This is a genomic window from Arthrobacter sp., assembly GCF_030540645.1.
In the GTDB taxonomy this organism is placed as follows: domain Bacteria; phylum Actinomycetota; class Actinomycetes; order Actinomycetales; family Micrococcaceae; genus Specibacter.
The window spans coordinates 11552-27877 of record NZ_JAUNVV010000043.1 but is presented as its reverse complement, the minus strand read 5'-3'; the positions used below and the strand labels follow the sequence as shown (position 1 = coordinate 27877).

Below are 16326 nucleotides of genomic sequence, written 5' to 3'. Positions count from 1 at the left end.
GTCGAAGCGGCGTTTGTAGTCGCCGGCCACCAGGGTGACTTGGTTGACGGCGAGCCAGTCGTTCTGGTCGGGGTCGGCGCTGAGGAGATGGATGGTGGCGTTGACGTCCGTGCCGTCGGTGTCGATGTAGCTCAGCTTGTAGCCGTTGACCAGGTAGCTGTGGATGCGCTGGTTTTCGGTGATGGCGTCGTTGGACTTGGGGGAGGTGATTTCCGCCAGTGCCTGCTTCACGTACTGCAGTGGAACGGTGGGGTTGAGCTTTTGCAGGGCGGTGAGCATGCGGGGACGGATCAGCAGTTCTGACCACGATTCGCGCTCGCCCCTGCCGGGGGCAATAGAGTCTCCCTGGGTGGGGCGCCATCCCAGCGGTTCGGCAAGCCGCTCAAGGGCAAGGCCCTCCCAATCGGCCTCGGAAAAACCTGTTCCTGCCAATGCCATGATTGTTCTCCCCAGCGTGTGTCTGAACCTGATGTTGACGTTATCAGTCAGTGGTGTTCATGGCGTTGTTGTGAACCGGTATGCAGGGTTATCAGCGTTGCCAAGAGCTCTGGATGACCGTTGCAACTTTCTTTGCATGTCCGCATAACGTTTAAACTATTTGCCATTTTCTTTACATGTTGTGTTGGACTTGCTAGATTTTCGTCATGTCACCTTGGAGCCCGAACCATCCCCACAACGAACTCCCGGCTTTGCCTCCTAGCGGCCAGATTGAAACAGTTCCCATTCTCAAGCTTGCCATCGAGGCCCGATCAGCTCTGGCGGCTCTCGAGCAGGCGACCCGGACGATGACCAATCCAACAGTTCTGATCAACGCCATTCCATTGCTTGAAGCGCAGGCAAGTTCAGAAATTGAGAACATTGTGACCACGGCTGACGAGCTGTTTTTGCACGCGCAAGATGAGGCATCGGCTGATGCTGCAACTCGGGAGGCGCTTCGTTACAGGACTGCCTTGTTTGAGGGCTTTCAAATGGTTAAGGAACGGGGGATCGTTACTACGAACACGGCTCGGGAAGTGTGCTCGACAATCAAGACGCACCGAATGGACCTTCGGTCTGGAACTGGCACCTTCATTGGCAATCCCCAGACAAAGGTCGCGATCTACACACCTCCTGAAGGCAGGGGAGTCATTGATAAGAAGTTGGGGGAGTGGGAACAATTCGTCAACTCAGCCGCTCATCTGGATCCGCTGGTCAAGATGGCCCTGGCCCATTACCAGTTTGAGGCCATACACCCCTTCGACGACGGAAACGGTAGGACGGGGCGCGTCCTCAATGTCTTGATGCTTGTGGCCGCTGGCCTTTTAAGTCAGCCGGTCCTGTATCTGTCGAAGTACATCATCAAGAACAAGAATGACTACTATTCGGCGCTTCTGGCGGTGACTGCGGATGAAGCTTGGACGGAGTGGACCGAGTTCATGCTCGAAGGCGTGCGTCAAACGTCAAAAACAACCCTGATGAAGGTCGGGCGAGTTCATGATCTTCAGCAGATCATGAAGGCCGAGATTGCTGCGGCCGGAGCTGCAGGTGGCCACATCTCGTTGCTGGATGTTTTGTTCGAACAGCCGTATTGCCGGATCTCGAACGTCATGACCGCATGTAACGTATCAAGGCCAACGGCAACTAAGTGGCTGAAGTTGTTGGCGGCGAAAGGCGTCTTGCTTGAACACCCGGTGGGCCGCGAGTTGCTCTTCATTAATCACCAGTTCATGGACCTCTTGGTGCGGGACGAGGATCCAACCAGCTGAGATCGTCCTGTGGATAACCATTGCAACTTTCTTTGCATATCCACACGACGTTTAAACTTTTGACTGGGTTCTTTACATGTCATGCCGCAGTCCCATGCGCCAAATGGCTGGGTGAACGCAATTGTTCCGCCGTAAAAACTTAGTTGTTGCTTCAATGGACAGACAGAACTTCCCCGGAAAACCATGGATTCGAGGGCCCGCCGCTTACTTGTTGTCCCACAGGCACTTAAATGTGTGAACCTCATCGGTGGACGCCCAGCCCCATCGTTCGAATGAACCGCCGAGACGATTGACCATCCCGCTATCTGGAGGACCCATGCCCAAGAAGACCAACCGCCCAAAAAACGCCAGCCGAAACGTGACCTCCGTCAGCGAGCTGCGGGCAACCCGCGCCGTGGATGCCATCACCCCGGCGTTCGTTGACTGGTGCCGGCAAACGGAAGACGTACCTGCCGAAGACGTTCTGGTGCTCCTCGGCCCGGTCAAGGTGCTGGTTGCCGCATATTTCCACGCATCGCCCTCGTCGGAGCCCACCAACTTTGAACCGGTCCCGTTCGGGCTGGTTCTGGCGGAAATCCTCGGTGCGAACGGCGAGGATGTGGCCAATTTTAGCTTCGATGCCATTCTCTTTTACCTGGAATTCCTCGGCGCATCGGGCTTATGGACCGGGACGGACGATGACTTTAACGCCGTCGATGATTTGTTCCATATGGACGAGGAACGTTCACTTCTGGCAATCACGGCTCCGGAGCTGACGGCGGCAGAGGAACTGGCGGCACTGGCCGGAACCGGGCTTGCCCAACGGCTGGAGAAGCTGCTGCGGTGGCTTGGGGAGGGGAAACCGTGACGACCACAGGGGCCTTGAAGCTCAAGGAAGTCAAGGGTGCGGCCACTGCCGTGGGCGTGGCTGCGAAGGGGGCAATGCCCAATGCCAAGCGGGCAGCGTTGCCGTTCTTTGATATCCATGCGGCACCTTCGGGCTCCGTCCGCACGGTCAAATCCATGTTCGAAGTCCCCCCTACTGGCAAAGTTCTGGGCAGCTCTGGAGGCCTGCGAACTCATTGACATCGGCTCAACGAAGGTGTGGCCCACCCCGCTGACGGAAGAGTTTCTGGAGCCAGGGCATCCGGCCCGGCTGGATATATTGCGGGATTTCACCACGAAATTCCTGGCCGTCGCCGTCCTGGGTGAGGAGGAGTGGACGCCGTGGATCACTCAGGCGGCTATGGCGCAGTCGGCACTTCTGTTTGCAGCGTGCACCAGTGAGGCATTGCCAGTGGAGGTGCTGACGGACCCAGCCAGGTTGCGGGAAGTGGACTTGGATGAATACGGGGCCGAGGTCCTTCAGCACCGGATGGCCGAGCTGGCCGAGCTCGGCCTGGTCACAATGGACCAGGCCATCACGGTGCCGCCCGCCGTTGTAGCTGTCATGCAGGGTGTGTTCCAGGACGACGTCGACGATCCTTGGGCGGCGCAGTCGCAGCGCAAGAAGCCAGCCCGCAAGAGTAAAGGCTCCACCCCGGCTTCAATCCTGCAGCTGAAAATTATGCTGAAGGGCTCCAAAGCTGCCCGCGTGGCGGAGACTGCTGGTCCACTCGGACCCGAGTTCGATTTCGGCGACTCGATGCCCGTCGATGAAGGGGCCGTGACGCTCGGCGCAATCCTGTCCGCCGAAAACGACAAGGTGGACTACATCTACGACTTTGGCGATAACTGGCAGCACGCGGTTGGGGGTGCCGGGTCGACGGAGGACAGCAGCGGTGTGTGGAATTGGGAGAATATCGGCGCCATCGTGACTGATCCGATGCATCCGGAACATCAGGAGTACCGCGACTGGCTGGGCCTCGAAGCCGGCGAAGTGTTTGACCAGACTCGCTTCAATGCGGACTGCGTCGATGAAGCAGTTTCCCAAATGTTCCGAGGCTAGGGTTGAAGTCTCGGGAAGGAGTGCGCCGTGACCGTCATGGATGACTATGTAATGGGAATCCGTCGTGAGGCCCTGCGGCGCCTGGCCAAGGTCCACCGCTTCCGGAAAGTGTTGGAGGGAATGCCGGACAGCTTTCGCAGTGACCCCGAGGAGATGATTTTGAGGGCCTTCCTACCAAACGGATCGGTCTGAGCTCATTTCCAAACTGAAAACCTATGGCTTCACTTTCGGTGACGACGGGCCGTGTCCCCATGAAGGTCGTTTACCGGGGACGTGGGATCAGGTTGTAGCGGCGTTTGCCCAGGGCTTGCTCACCATGGAAGAGTTCGACGACGTGAGCCGCGCCATTGGTCGGTAGCAAGTGGAAGTTCGACGACGTGACCTGCTCCCAGCACAAAACCGGGGTACGTGCATCCCCCAATGACGCATGTACCCCGGCTTCAATACCGTCCTCAGACGGCGGTGGTGTTCTCAGACGAATCAAGCGGGCCGGTGAAGTGAGGTGTGCCAGTATCAACGTCTCACATCAGTAATCCACCTCAAAGGGGCCGGGGAAGGGGTTGTATGGACCCGTCCCCGGCCCCGGTAGGCGCGGCAGCTTCTCGACCTTGAGGGCGGCAACGAGTATGGGCGCCGGAATAGGGTTAGCCAGCCGGATTCCCCACGGTGGGCCCGGAATGGGCGGGGCATCCCGGTCAAAAATTCCTGATAGTCCTTGGGCCGGTGCGGCTTGGGCCGGGGTGAAGGCAACAAATGCGGCTGACGAAACCAGTGCCAGGGTGCCGAGAGCTGCGGCCGTGAACGTGGCTTTGTTGTGTGGCTGCTTCATGACGACTCCTGTCTGTAGGTGGCGGGTCCTTGGGTGGTCCTGCCGGTGATGAATCAAGTGTGCCGACAATCCCCAATCGGATCATCAGCCCCCAGCTGTAAGCCGCATACAAACGTGGGATGAGCCGATTTCCCGCCTCATGAGGGGAGTCCTCCTGGCACCGGGTCCTGTGGATGGACCAATCCGCTGCGATACGCCAGAGCAACGGCAGCGGCCCTGTCCCTCGCCCCGGATTTATACAGGATCCGGGCCACATGAGTCTTGACCGTGGCTTCACTCAGGAACAGCAGCTCACGGATCTGCTGGTTGGACAGCCCTCCCGCAACCAGCTTGAGGACTTCCTGCTCACGCGGTGTCAGCAGCGCTGTCAGATCGCGGGTCTCGCTTACGCCTTGCCGCAGCCGCTCCACAATCCGGGTGGCAGCTGTGGCATCCAGCCACGTGTCCCCGGCGGCCACCCGGCGGATCGCGTCGGCAATCTCCGTGGGGGAGGCATGCTTGAGCAAATATCCGCTGGCTCCGGCCTGCAACGCCTGGACCACAATGTCCTCGTCGTCGAAGGTGGTCATGATCAACACGCGCAGCAGGTGGTCCGGGTGCGGCTGGCTTCCAGTAAGCAGCCTGCGGGTGGCGGTGACCCCGTCCATACCCGGCATGCGTACATCCATCAGTACGACGTCGGGTCCCAACTCCTTCGCGCGCGTCAGCGCTTCCGTCCCGGAGCCGGCTTCACCAATTACTTCAATGTCAGTTTCAGCATTCAGCAGCATGCCGATGCCGGCACGCACCATGGGTTGGTCGTCAACAATAAGCACTGTGATGGGCATTATTCCTCTTCCATGTAGCGGCTGTTGTGCACTTTTGTGCTTCCGGCTGCGGGGAGTGCAATGGCGGGCAGGGTCGCCTGCAAGAGAAACCCCTCGGGTGTGGGGCCAGAATGCAAGGTCCCGCCGCTGACCACAACCCGCTCCCGAAGGCCCTCCAAGCCGTAACCCCCTGATGCCGCAAGCTGGCGCCCCAACACCCCGGAGGTTGATCGGATGCTCAACACGAGTGTTTCCGCATGCCAGAGGTAGCCAATGTCGGCCTTGGCACCTTCTCCCGCATGCTTCATGGTGTTTGACAACCCTTCTTGGATGACACGGAAAGCGGTGTGGCCAATGCTTGGATCAAGGGGGAGCGCGGTTCCTTGAGTGCTGCTGGTGATTTCCAGGCCTGAGGCCCGTGCCGAATGGAAGAGCTCGCCCGCATCCTCGAGTCCGTGGGGTCGCAGCAGATCATCCTGATCCGTAACGTTGCGCAACAGGCCAAGCATCCTGTGCAGTTCGCGCATGCTCTGCTCAGCGGTTTCCTGCACGGCGCCGAGTACGCCGTCCACATCAACCTCAGATTTTCCTGCTTTCATGGCTGCCCGCACCCCCGCAACTTGCAGCAGGATGGCTGTCAGCGAATGGGCCAGGCTGTCGTGCAGATCCCGGCTGATGCGGAGCCGTTCCATGGCGGTGGCTTCCTCGCGGGCATCGGCAGCCCAGCGGCGTTCGGTAGCCAACTTGTGGCTGGACCGGGCCAAGGTGCGCCCCGCAATCCATACTGTGAGTACCAGTACCGTCCACAGGGATACATTCAGTGCTACAAACAAGGGATCTGCGGGTTGGTGGAAGCCAATGTTGGTAAAGGTGTTGGCCGCAATGGGCAGTGCCGCCCAAGCCAGTGCCCACCGTGCAGCACGCGCAGTGCAGTGCCGGGCCATGAGAAAGAGTGCCAGGAGGAAACCGGCAAGGCTCTCCACTGTGGGGATGATGAATCCGCCACATCCCAGCACCAGCATGGCAACGTATCCGGGTAGCGGGCTGCGCGGGATGGCGAGAAAACCATAGCCGATCACCCCGATTCCGATCACCAGGGCAGGGGACAGTCCGTGACCGGCGAACGTGCGGGTGTCCCCTCCCCAAACCAACAAGTCAACACCAAAGACGAGCAATACCAGGATCCAGCGGAGGGGTCTGCTGCGTTCTAGCACCCACGCATCCTGGGGAACACCAAGCACCAGAAAGGTACCACCCGTGCGTCGGGGCGGTCGGAGCGGCCTGGAATCAGCTCTGCCATGCCTTCGGGAACGTGCTCCCCGACCATGGGAAGGGAGTTCTCCGGAAGTTCCAGCGCGGTCAGGGGATGCCATGAGTCACGGCTCCTTGGTGTCTCATGCATATCAATGGCCGTGATGTCCTGGCCATTGATGGTGACAGTGATTTCTCCGCTCAGGCCACCGGCTTCAACGAGCACGGTGTCCCGGCGGATCGGCACCCCAACTAGGAGCACGCCCTCGGCGGTGCGCACCTGTACTGAGGTGTCCTTGGGGGCATCTGGGCCAGCCTCAGACCGTGGGGTGGAATCCAAGGGGGCGGCGGCTGATGGGTTCGTCATAAGGGGCTCCTTGAGGTGGGTGGCCGTGTCGGGTTCAAGTATCCTGACACATCCAGACGATGGGGCGCGTCATACGACGGCGGCAGTTGTCGTCATCCTGTGGCGTTATGCCAGCTGCCGCTGGGCCATCAGATGCGCGTACCAGCCATCGCCAACCGCCAGCTCCGCCGGGGTGCCAGACTCAACTATTTGGCCGCCGTCCATGATCCACAACTGGTCTGCGGCCTCGGCAATGTCCAAACGATGGGTGATGATGAACCGGGTGGTACCCAGCCGGGCCAGCGCCAACCCGATCTGCGTCTCGGTGTCTGCGTCCAAGGCACTGGTGGGTTCATCGAGGATGAGGATGCTGGGGTTGTCCAGCAAGGCACGGGCCAGGGCCACGCGCTGGCGCTGCCCGCCGGACAGGCCTGCGCCGCCGGACCCAAGGTGGGTTTCCAAACCCAAGGGCAGGGCTCGGATCTCGGCACCCACGCAGGCATGTTCCAGAGCGAGCCACACCTGGTTGTCATTAAACCCGCTCCGTCCGCAGAGCACGGCGTCGCGGATGGAGCCGCGGCCCAGCCAGTTGTCTTGGAACACCACACCCACTTGGGATCTGACAGCATCAAGATCCAGGGTGGCCAGGTCCTTGCCGTCCAAGAGGATTCGTCCGGTCGAGGGCGTGTGCACGGTTGCCAGCAACTCTGCAAGGGTAGATTTTCCGCAGCCTGTGACCCCGAGCAGCACCACGCAGGATCCGGGAAGCACATGCCCATTGATGCCTGTCAACACATTGGCACCATGCAACTCATGCCGGAACCCCACAGCGTCCAAGGTGAGTTCACCACGTAGTTTTCCTGGGTCTTCGCCACCGGTCCGTTCGGCTGGTGCTGATTCCAGATCGCTGATTCGTTCCAGCAGCGGGCGCAAATCAGCGGCATTGACCACTGCGAGTGACAAGGAAGCCACGGGAGCCAGCGTGGCGGCGGATAATGCCATCAACCCCAATGTGGCGCCGATCCCGGCGCCCCCAGCTCCCGGAACGGAGCCCTGAACCAGAACAGCCAAGGGGGTGGCTACGGCAGCGGCAGCCAGCAAGGCCTGGGAAACTGTGCCCAGTCGCGTGCGGTTCCTGGCCAGTTTCAGGCGCCGGGTCAGCAACTTTTCCCAGCCTCTGAGCATGCCCGCCTCGCCCCTGTAGGCACGCAGTGTTCCGGCACCGGCGATGGAGTCTACAAGCATGGATGAAGAGTCGGCGGCAAAAAGGATTTCTTCACGGCGCCAGGCTGCGGTGCGGCGGGCTACCAGGATGGAGACGCCCAGGCACAGGATGATTGCTGCGCCGGTGGTTGCGGCTGCGGGAGGCGCCAGCCATAGGAGAACGGCAACGTAGCCAACGGTTAGTACGGCGTCCAGCGCGGCGCCGAGCAAGGTGACGCTTAAGAGTGCGTGGACCGAATGCGCGGATTCAATCCGGCCAAATAGATCACCCACGCTGCGCCTGGCAAAGAAGGCGGGCTGCCGGCTGAACAATGTCTCTGCAACGTCTGTGCTGAGATGTCCGGCCAAACGGTGCTGCAAGGTGGAAAGCACCCAGTTGCGGGCCAGTGTGAGCGCGGCAATGGCGGCGGCCATCGCCAGTCCCAGAATCAGCCAGCGGAACTGTTGGGATCCGCCGGTTACCAAGGCGTCAACAATCATGGCCGTCGCGAGAGGCAGGGTGAGTCCTGAGAGTGCCAACAGGCCGGAGAGCAACGCGGCACGCCACAATTCGCCACGTACGTCGTGCAGGGCGCTTCTCAACAGGGCTGGCCAGCGGCTCCGGGTTGCGGCGGGGGAGTGCCAAATTTTGCTCCGCGCACCGGCTGCCTCCGGTACGGGGACCATGACGAGGCCGCTGGCCTCCTCAGCCAGTGACGTCAGGGTCAGTGTTCTACGGCCAATGGCGGGGTCCATGACGAATGCCTGGGTGCCACGGACCTTCTCCACCACGAGGTAGTGCTGCCGGGACAAGTGGATGAGGAACGGAGCTGGAAGGCTTGCCAGCTCAGTGCTCAACTGCTCAGAATCCAGCAGCCGTGCTCCCAGAACCAGGCCAAGCTCGGCTGCCGTCTTGCGGACCACGAGTCCGGAGGCGCCGTCGCGCCCCGGGTCCATCATGGAGCGAACCTTTTCCAGTGTCACTGGTTTGCCATGGAAGCGCAGCAGCGATGCCAATGCGGCCGGGCCACAGTCAGTCTCGGCTGTTTGCAGGATTACGGAAAATCGAGGCATCTTCGGGGCCTTTCAACGGTTGCTGGTGGCGGTGAAAAGGAGGTGGCTCCGGCGCGTGCAGATGTGCCGGAGCCGCCAGGGTCAACTAGGAGTTGACCGATGGGCTGATGCTGCTAACAACTGCCGTCATGGATGACTATGACTCCGATCAGATTGCCATCGTCATCGAAGAAGAGGATGGTCTCGCAGAGGGCGCCGTGGAAATCTGCCAGCTCATCGTCGGTGATTTCACGGCCGGGCAGGGTGTTGATGGTGCTCATGATCTTGCCTCCTGGTGATGCGGGTGGCCTGTTGCCTCCCGATTCACCACAAGTCTCTCGTTGCACCACCCGCCGGGGCATCGGCCCGGAGAGGTGTCCAGGATCCCCAGTATTCTGTACGCCGGCTCATCCATGCGGGTGATGGCACGACGCCGGACCCCGAGTCCCAGCGTCCGCACACCTACCGCTGAGGGCTTGGGGGCGCAGACCTGCTCAGGGTGTTGTGTTTTACATAATCACCGGTTCCGCTGTTAGTCATCGGCTCTTACGTCACTGACTGTTCAAGGGCCGGTTTTTGCTTCCACGAGATTACACCTTGCTTGCCGAACTTAAACAACAACATTCGGTGTCGGCAGCGAATGGGAACACGAAAGGCCAAGCAAGATCATTGAGGGTGACGCAAACACCGTCGAACACGTCGCTAGATTTGACGAAGAAGGCGCCAGGGTCGACGCCTTTGAGCCTATTAGGAACGCGCTGCAACGGTCGGTTTTCACAGACGGCGAACGAGTTCGCTCTTGCTCGGAATATAAGCCCGAGCGAGATGGCCTCCCGGCTTGCATGCGAACGAGATATCGCTGTCCGAACCCTTGCCAGGACCCTTCACGTTTAGGGGAAAAACTTGAGCTGCGGTCTTCGTCGAATCTTTGATACAAGCAGTTTGAACATGGGCATGTCATGAAAGTGGGGCATTGGTGAAAGCAGAGCTTTCACCAATGCCCCACTTTGCTTTTAGACTGCGACGGAGACTAGGATTTCGGCGTCCTTGACGCGCAACTTGCCGGACATCAGCTGGGGGAGCAGCGCGTCGCGAGTTGCGGCGAGCTTACGAATCTCAGCTTCAATGGCTGCTGCTGATTCGAAAAGCGTTGTTGCAGTCTCGGTGAAATCAATAGTAGAGGCCTTTGACGGGACTCTAACGGGGATCGCATGCGCTTCATTCCGATTAAGCCCTGGAACTGCTGAATCATTGTTCATGGAGTCCAGTCTCAGCGTGCGTAGAAGGAAATAGCAGAATACCTGGCTGATTTCTGGCGACTTGGGAGACACATAGTATGTCGTGTCGATGGGGAAATATGGCCCATGTGACCAGTGGACGGCCCCGGCGGTTCCCTTTCCTCCTACAATGACGCCAGGTTCGCTGCAGAGGGCCGTGGTGTGAGTTCCAGTGATTCCACCGCTGCCGTAAACGTTCACGGGTCCCGGAACTCTTGAGGTTGTGGACAGGGACTTTCCGTAGTCCAGTGAAATTAGATCTCCGAGTCGTGCCATCTCGCGTGAGTGAGCCATCAGCCGCTGAAAATGGGCTCCAGCTAGTGCAAACGTCGTGTCAACGAATTTGGTGTTGGCGGCGATCTTGTCGTCGAGGGCGCCCAGGACTTCTTCGATTCCAGATCTGATATTTGCTGGAGGAACGGGAATCTGCAATCGCTTCAGATCTGCCAGATTAAGTGTGGACTGGACAGTTGTATTCAATACTCCGAGGATCTCAGATTTTATGGGCGCGGATTCGAAACAGAGTTGAAGCCATCTGGAACTGACGTCAACCGGTCGAATCACGGCTATTGCGCGGGCTACGTTCCATCCCCGGAGAGAGTCTTGAGCTACCGCAGACTCGCCAACTGTACCCACCAACGAAAGAAGTAACTCGCCACCGGCAAGTGTTGTTCTGCTGTGTTTGGCAATGATTTCTTCATCGACACGCATTGGAGAAGACTCATCAACGACTCCGTTGCGGACATCCTTCACACGAACGATCGGCACGCCGGTTTCGGAATCGTTGCCAGGTTGAACGACTCCGTACGAAATCTGGCGATCATGGACAAGATCTACGAGAGGGAAACTTGGCCACTCACTCATGAAACCCGTCCCAATTGCTCGCGTACTACGGCCGCCAGCCGGTCGGACTCGTCGAACTGGGCAAACAACTCAGCAGACAACCGTGCGATCTTTTCCTCGATCGGTTCGCCGTCGTCCTCGACCTCGGCGGCGCCAACATAGCGGCCCGGCGTGAGCGCATAATCTGCAGCCTTGATGTCTGCGAGGGTGACGGACTTGCAGAAGCCGGGCTCGTCGTCGTACTGACCAGCATCAGCAGTGGTGCCGCGCCAGGCGTGGAACGTCCCCGCAATGCGAGCAATGTCCTCATCGCTCAACGCGCGCTCGGCGCGGTCCACCATGTGGCCCAGATTCCGGGCGTCGATGAACAGCACCTGCCCGGTCCGGTCAACGGAGCCAGCAGAGCCAGCAGTCTTGTCCTTCGCGAAGAACCACGTGCACACGGGGATGCCGGTGGAGCGGAACAACTGGGTGGGCAGGGCCACCATGCAGGAGACCAGGTCCGCCTCCACCAGCTGGGCGCGGATTTCGCCTTCGCCGCCGGAGTTCGAGGACATGGAGCCGTTGGCCATGACCACGCCGGCGGAACCGCCCGGGGCCAGTTTGGAGATGATGTGCTGGATCCACGCATAGTTCGCGTTACCGGCCGGCGGGACACCGTACTTCCAGCGCGGGTCCGACTCCGAGCGCGCCCAGTCCTTGATGTTGAACGGCGGGTTGGCCATGATGAAATCGGCCTGCATGTCCGGGTGCTGGTCGCGGGCAAAGGTGTCGCCCCAGCGGGACGCGAGGTTGCCGTTGAGCCCGTGGATGGCCAGGTTCATCTTCGCCATCCGCCAGGTGCGCTCGTTGAGCTCCTGACCGTAGACGGAAATCTCCGAGCCCTCCTTGTTGTGCGATTCCAGGAACTTCTCGGCCTGCACAAACATGCCGCCCGAACCACAGGCGGGGTCGTACACGCGGCCGTGGTCCGGGCGGAGCACCTCCACGAGCACACGCACCACACCGGCCGGGGTGTAGAACTCGCCACCGCGCTTGCCCTCGGCGCGGGCAAACTTCTCCAGGAAGTACTCGTACACTTCCCCGAGGAGGTCGCGGGCCTTCGTGGCGCCCTGTCCGGTGAACTTGGCTGAGTTGAACAGGTCCAGCAGCTCGCCCAGGCGGCGCTGGTCGATGTTGTCCTTGTTGAAGATCATCGGCAGCGTGGCGGCCAGCGACGGGTTGGAGCCCATCACGTACGCCATGGCGTCGTCAATGAGCTCGCCGATGCTTTTGCCATGCTCATCGAGGGTGGCCTGCGTGCCCTTGGCGTTCTGTGCCAGGTACGTCCAGCGGGCGCGGGCCGGAACCCAGAACACGCCGCGGCCGGTGTACTCGTCCACGTCGTCGATCAGCTGGCCGATCTGCTCCTCATTCAGCCCGTCCGCTTCCAGCTCGGTGCGGATCTGCTCGCGGCGCTCATCAAAGGCATCTGAGACATACTTCAGGAACACCAGCCCCAGGATGACGTCCTTGTACTGCGAGGCATCCATGGACCCGCGCAGCTTGTCCGCGGCCTTCCACAGCGTGTCCTTCAATTCCTTCATGGTCGACGGCAGCGCCTCAACCTTGCCCTTCTTCGCAGCCACTAGCTGGTTCCTTCCATAGATGCATCCACAATCGAAAAATGTCCGCTCACAACGCCCTCCAACAGCGCCCCGCCCAGCTCGTCCAGCTGCGCCAACCGTACCGCCAGCCTGTGACGTTCCGCCGTGACCTGAGCCAGGACCCCATCAAGGGCGGGCTTCACCTCGCTGGCCACGCGCCGCACAGTCCGCTGCCGCCACGGCCCCGGCGGCGCGGTCCGCATGTCTTGCGCAAGCAGGTGCGGCAGCATGCCAGCCTTGTCCTTGGCCGCTATCCGCAGAACCCTTGCCGGATAAAGCACGACGCCGGACCCCGCCTCATCGACCACGGCACCACCTTGCGCTCCGGTGGTGAAGATGACGTCGCCCGGTTCGGTCAGCCGTCCCTGGGGGTAGGCACTCGCGAGGAGAAATTGGTTGATCTTCCGGGAGCCCCACGGTTGATGCCCGCTGACTTCCCCAGGTCCAATGATAGTGAACTGGGCGCTGCCAGGTTGCGGGACTTCCATATGCCCGGCCTCAACCCTGAGGCCGGGAACGTATTTCAAGGAGCCGTCCTTGAGGGCTTCACCCACCGAGCACGGTGGACGCGGAGGCGTCACCTTTCCCGTGACAAGGCGCAAGGCTGCAAGCGAGGTCCCACCGTCGCGGACCTGGGCGAGCAGTTCCTCGGCCGCCACCAGTTTGGAGCTTGCCTCCGCATGGGAGGGAATCCGCTGTGTGAGTGTTCTGTGCGACGGTGCCGCCGCTGTCAGTGAGCCGGAGCCGGCCAGCAGTGAACGCGTCAGCACCAGCGTTGTGAAACGAAAGGAGTGCGCCCGGATTTGCGCCCTGTCACCCAGTGAAGCAGCCAGGTCGCCCACGAGGTCCTGCCGGACGTCCTTGTCCAAGTCCAATCCCGTCAGATCCGCCACCATGGTCCACCGCTCGGGGATCTCAACATGGTTGCGGGCGTCGCCCAAGACCCACAATGCCATGGATTGGCGAGGCTTTGCGGGCACCAACCCGTGGGGGAGCCGGACAATGGCCCGGATCCGGGCCGAACGTAGAATGTCCGCGCGGATTCCCCCGGCATCGCGGCCTTCAACAGTTCCGGGCAGGGCGTCCGTCAAAATCGAAGCCGGTGCAAGGACCACCGCTGTTGCATGACGATCCATCCCCAATGCCATCTCGTCAATGGCCGTGAGCACCTGAACCGCATCGGTGAGCGGGTGCGATGGCGAGGGGAACTGGGCGAGCCGGACAACGGATCCTGAAGGTTCAGCCTGTGCCGAAAGTCCGCGGATGATGTGCAGGTTTTCCCGGTATCTGCCCAGGACCTGCATGCGCCGCCAAGCCAACCGGGAGGCGGCATCGGAGCCGGTGCCAACACACAGCACCGCCATCTCCACCTCGCCCAGAATGTCCGCGACGGCTGGCAGGAAGCCGCTGCCGCCGTCGTCCATAAAAACGGGGGGATTCGGGCTGCCAGCGGCCAACTCAATGGCGGCCGAAGCTGCCAAGTCAATCGCCTCTGGGGTCAGCGCAGTGCTGCCTTGTGCCGGGGAATCGGGGCCTGTGCGGTGCAGTAGCTGTTCAAAAGCTGCGGCGGCCGTGTAGGAAGCATCGCTGAGCTGGTCCGCGTACCGTGCGAGGGGCAAGAGCTGTTCGCTGGCATTTTCAAGTTCGCTGTAGAGGAACTCGTCGTCGGGATCGCATTCATCGGCCATGTCGAGAAGATCTGCGGCACTGTGGGTGCCCAAGGGTGAATCCCATAGGCAGCGCAGGGCAAGGAGGGCTGTCAGCACCGTGAAATGCTCGCTTTTCGCATCCGGGCCCAGCGGGGTGGCGAAAGCTGCGGCGTCCTCGCGGGCCTGCGGATTGTTGCCCCGGCCGGTCTCGGTCAGCCAGTCAGTGACTTGGGCTGCGTTGAACAGTTCCTGCCGTCCCCGGCGCCCGACCGGCTGGGGGAAGGGCGTGGGCGTGTGCCTGTTGCGTGAGCGCCACATGGACACCACCGGACGCTGCACGCGGGCCAGGGCGGCAATGTCGGAAAGAGTGACGCACAAATCGAGCTGGGCCTGCTGCTGCGGGGCCATGCGATCTCCCTTCCCAGTACTGTGTGCGGCTGTTTGGTTACAGCTTATGCCGTTATCCACACCCATTGTCCACATTGTTGATAACCCGGGTTATCGAGTATCAAGGTTCTTTTGACGTTGAGGCTGCCCTAATGTCATTCCATCAGCACCGGTGTCGAGTCAGGCAACGAAATGGTGGGCCTTTCCATTGGGGGCAGGCCCAGCCCGCCCGACCATCACTGAACCGACAGTTCCAAGCATCAGGAGAAGCCATGACATCGCCACCACCGGAGTTTCCGCCAGCCGAGCCTGGCGTGCAGGGCCTCTTGGGAGAACCGCCGGCTGTGCAGCCTCATGTGTGGGGCCAGCCTGTGTTTCCAACGGCCGCTCCGCTACGAAAAAGCAGGAAGCACGTGTACTTCGGTTTGGGCGGGCTGGCTGTTGGGATCGCTGCAGGACTACTGCTTGGCGCGGTGGGAGGGGCTGCTGGCGGGGCATTGGCTGGGGCCAGCGCCATTCAAGACGCAGTGGAGACGTGTGCCGCCGTCGACACCACGGGGGTGGATGTCATGGACAAGGGCAAGAGCCTGAACCTGCGCACAGCCGGAAAGAAGAGTGAGGGCGCCAAGATGCTGACGGTTGTTTGCGTTCTCAAGGAGGTGGATGCACCTGAGAGTCTTCTGACTCGATTTGGATCAACCCGTGCCTTGGATGGAACACAGACCGGTGAATGGGCGGGGTTTACGGCTTCGTGGACCTATCACCCGGACAACGGGCTGAACATCATCTTGGAAACAGCAAACAAATAGCCTGCATTCGTGGACAGGAGACACCATGTCAGAACCGATGCCGTTGGATAATGCGTCAGCTGAAGGAACTCAGGAAGGCAGCACTGGAACGGTCATTCCATGGCGGATGCTGTATCCACTTCCATCGCCACTGATGTCGAATCATTCCAGAACTGTGGGGCAACCGCCGCCCTTGTGCGACACATGTCCGAAGAACTGAATCGGTTACCGGATAATGTGACGCTGTTGATTTTTGAAAACCGGCCAACAACTTGGCCAACTGTCTTTAGGGGAAGTCATGAGCAAGCCAGAACAGCCAAAATCCCAGGAACAGGCTAAGCCTGATGTCACGGTGGGCAGTGGAGTAGTCACCCTGGATAAGGATCCGATGCCTGTTGCTCCAGATGCGCCCAGTTTTCCGTCGCAGAACGTAGTAACCGATGAACAGCACAATGAGAACAAACTTCGGAACCGGAAATTGATTGCAACTCTGGTTGTTGGCGTCCTGCTTGCTGGGGGAGGCTTCTGGCTTGGCAAGGCGACCACCGATCCGACTGCAAGCGAAGAATATGTGGC

General features: G+C 60.5%; 16 protein-coding genes and 1 pseudogene. 7 read left to right on the top strand and 10 right to left on the bottom strand.

Going from position 1 to position 16326, the window contains the following annotated elements; genetic code table 11:
• Positions 1-438: type I restriction endonuclease (locus tag Q4P21_RS09730; RefSeq protein WP_303388574.1), on the bottom strand; the 438-nt coding region annotated here is incomplete at its 3' end.
• A gap of 206 nt (positions 439-644) precedes the next feature.
• Between Q4P21_RS09730 and Q4P21_RS09725 the strand changes: the two genes are divergently transcribed.
• The 5 genes from Q4P21_RS09725 (at position 645) to Q4P21_RS09705 (ending at position 3864) form a co-directional block, all read left to right on the top strand.
• Entirely contained in the window at positions 645-1745 is a 1101-nt protein-coding gene (locus Q4P21_RS09725; protein WP_303388573.1) for a Fic family protein, read from the top strand.
• A 316-nt stretch (positions 1746-2061) separates the two neighbouring features.
• Positions 2062-2592 (top strand): hypothetical protein, encoded by a 531-nt coding sequence (locus Q4P21_RS09720; RefSeq protein WP_303388572.1) that lies wholly within the window; start codon positions 2062-2064, stop codon positions 2590-2592.
• Complete coding sequence (locus tag Q4P21_RS09715; protein WP_303388571.1) at positions 2589-2810, top strand: hypothetical protein; 222 nt, start codon at positions 2589-2591, stop codon at positions 2808-2810. The genes Q4P21_RS09720 and Q4P21_RS09715 overlap by 4 nt, the downstream gene beginning before the upstream one ends.
• Before the next feature lie 16 nt (positions 2811-2826).
• Entirely contained in the window at positions 2827-3672 is an 846-nt protein-coding gene (locus tag Q4P21_RS09710; RefSeq protein ID WP_303388570.1) for a plasmid pRiA4b ORF-3 family protein, read from the top strand.
• Between the two features lie 27 nt (positions 3673-3699).
• Positions 3700-3864, top strand: coding sequence for a hypothetical protein (locus Q4P21_RS09705; protein ID WP_303388569.1), 165 nt, complete (start codon positions 3700-3702; stop codon positions 3862-3864).
• A 334-nt stretch (positions 3865-4198) separates the two neighbouring features.
• Here Q4P21_RS09705 and Q4P21_RS09700 read toward each other — a convergent pair whose 3' ends face one another.
• From Q4P21_RS09700 to Q4P21_RS09660, 9 genes are all read right to left on the bottom strand, one after another.
• Positions 4199-4501 carry a hypothetical protein gene (locus tag Q4P21_RS09700; RefSeq protein WP_303388568.1) on the bottom strand — a complete coding sequence of 101 codons (303 nt, stop codon included), beginning with the start codon at positions 4499-4501 and terminating at the stop codon, positions 4199-4201.
• A 137-nt stretch (positions 4502-4638) separates the two neighbouring features.
• Positions 4639-5328 carry a response regulator transcription factor gene (locus tag Q4P21_RS09695; protein WP_303388567.1) on the bottom strand — a complete coding sequence of 230 codons (690 nt, stop codon included), beginning with the start codon at positions 5326-5328 and terminating at the stop codon, positions 4639-4641.
• Positions 5328-6521 (bottom strand): sensor histidine kinase, encoded by a 1194-nt coding sequence (locus tag Q4P21_RS09690; protein WP_303388566.1) that lies wholly within the window; start codon positions 6519-6521, stop codon positions 5328-5330. Before Q4P21_RS09690 ends, Q4P21_RS09695 begins: the two co-directional genes overlap by 1 nt.
• Positions 6515-6925 carry a hypothetical protein gene (locus tag Q4P21_RS09685; RefSeq protein WP_303388565.1) on the bottom strand — a complete coding sequence of 137 codons (411 nt, stop codon included), beginning with the start codon at positions 6923-6925 and terminating at the stop codon, positions 6515-6517. Before Q4P21_RS09685 ends, Q4P21_RS09690 begins: the two co-directional genes overlap by 7 nt.
• Positions 6926-7030: 105 nt before the next feature.
• On the bottom strand, positions 7031-9181 hold the full coding sequence (locus Q4P21_RS09680; protein WP_303388564.1) for a peptidase domain-containing ABC transporter: 2151 nt from the start codon (positions 9179-9181) through the stop codon (positions 7031-7033).
• A 113-nt stretch (positions 9182-9294) separates the two neighbouring features.
• Complete coding sequence (locus Q4P21_RS09675; protein ID WP_303388563.1) at positions 9295-9441, bottom strand: hypothetical protein; 147 nt, start codon at positions 9439-9441, stop codon at positions 9295-9297.
• Positions 9442-10173: 732 nt separating this feature from the next.
• On the bottom strand, positions 10174-11301 hold the full coding sequence (locus Q4P21_RS09670; RefSeq protein ID WP_303388562.1) for a restriction endonuclease subunit S: 1128 nt from the start codon (positions 11299-11301) through the stop codon (positions 10174-10176).
• Positions 11298-12866, bottom strand: coding sequence for a class I SAM-dependent DNA methyltransferase (locus tag Q4P21_RS09665; protein ID WP_303388576.1), 1569 nt, complete (start codon positions 12864-12866; stop codon positions 11298-11300). The genes Q4P21_RS09670 and Q4P21_RS09665 overlap by 4 nt, the downstream gene beginning before the upstream one ends.
• Positions 12867-12907: 41 nt before the next feature.
• Complete coding sequence (locus tag Q4P21_RS09660) at positions 12908-14983, bottom strand: hypothetical protein (RefSeq protein ID WP_303388561.1); 2076 nt, start codon at positions 14981-14983, stop codon at positions 12908-12910.
• A 392-nt stretch (positions 14984-15375) separates the two neighbouring features.
• Here Q4P21_RS09660 and Q4P21_RS09655 point away from each other — a divergent pair, with 392 nt between their 5' ends.
• Together Q4P21_RS09655 and Q4P21_RS09650 are read left to right on the top strand one after the other, a co-directional pair.
• A complete protein-coding gene (locus Q4P21_RS09655; RefSeq protein ID WP_303388560.1) occupies positions 15376-15771 on the top strand; it encodes a hypothetical protein in 396 nt (131 codons plus the stop codon).
• Positions 15772-16048: 277 nt separating this feature from the next.
• Positions 16049-16326, top strand: a pseudogene (locus tag Q4P21_RS09650) (hypothetical protein); the annotation flags it as partial.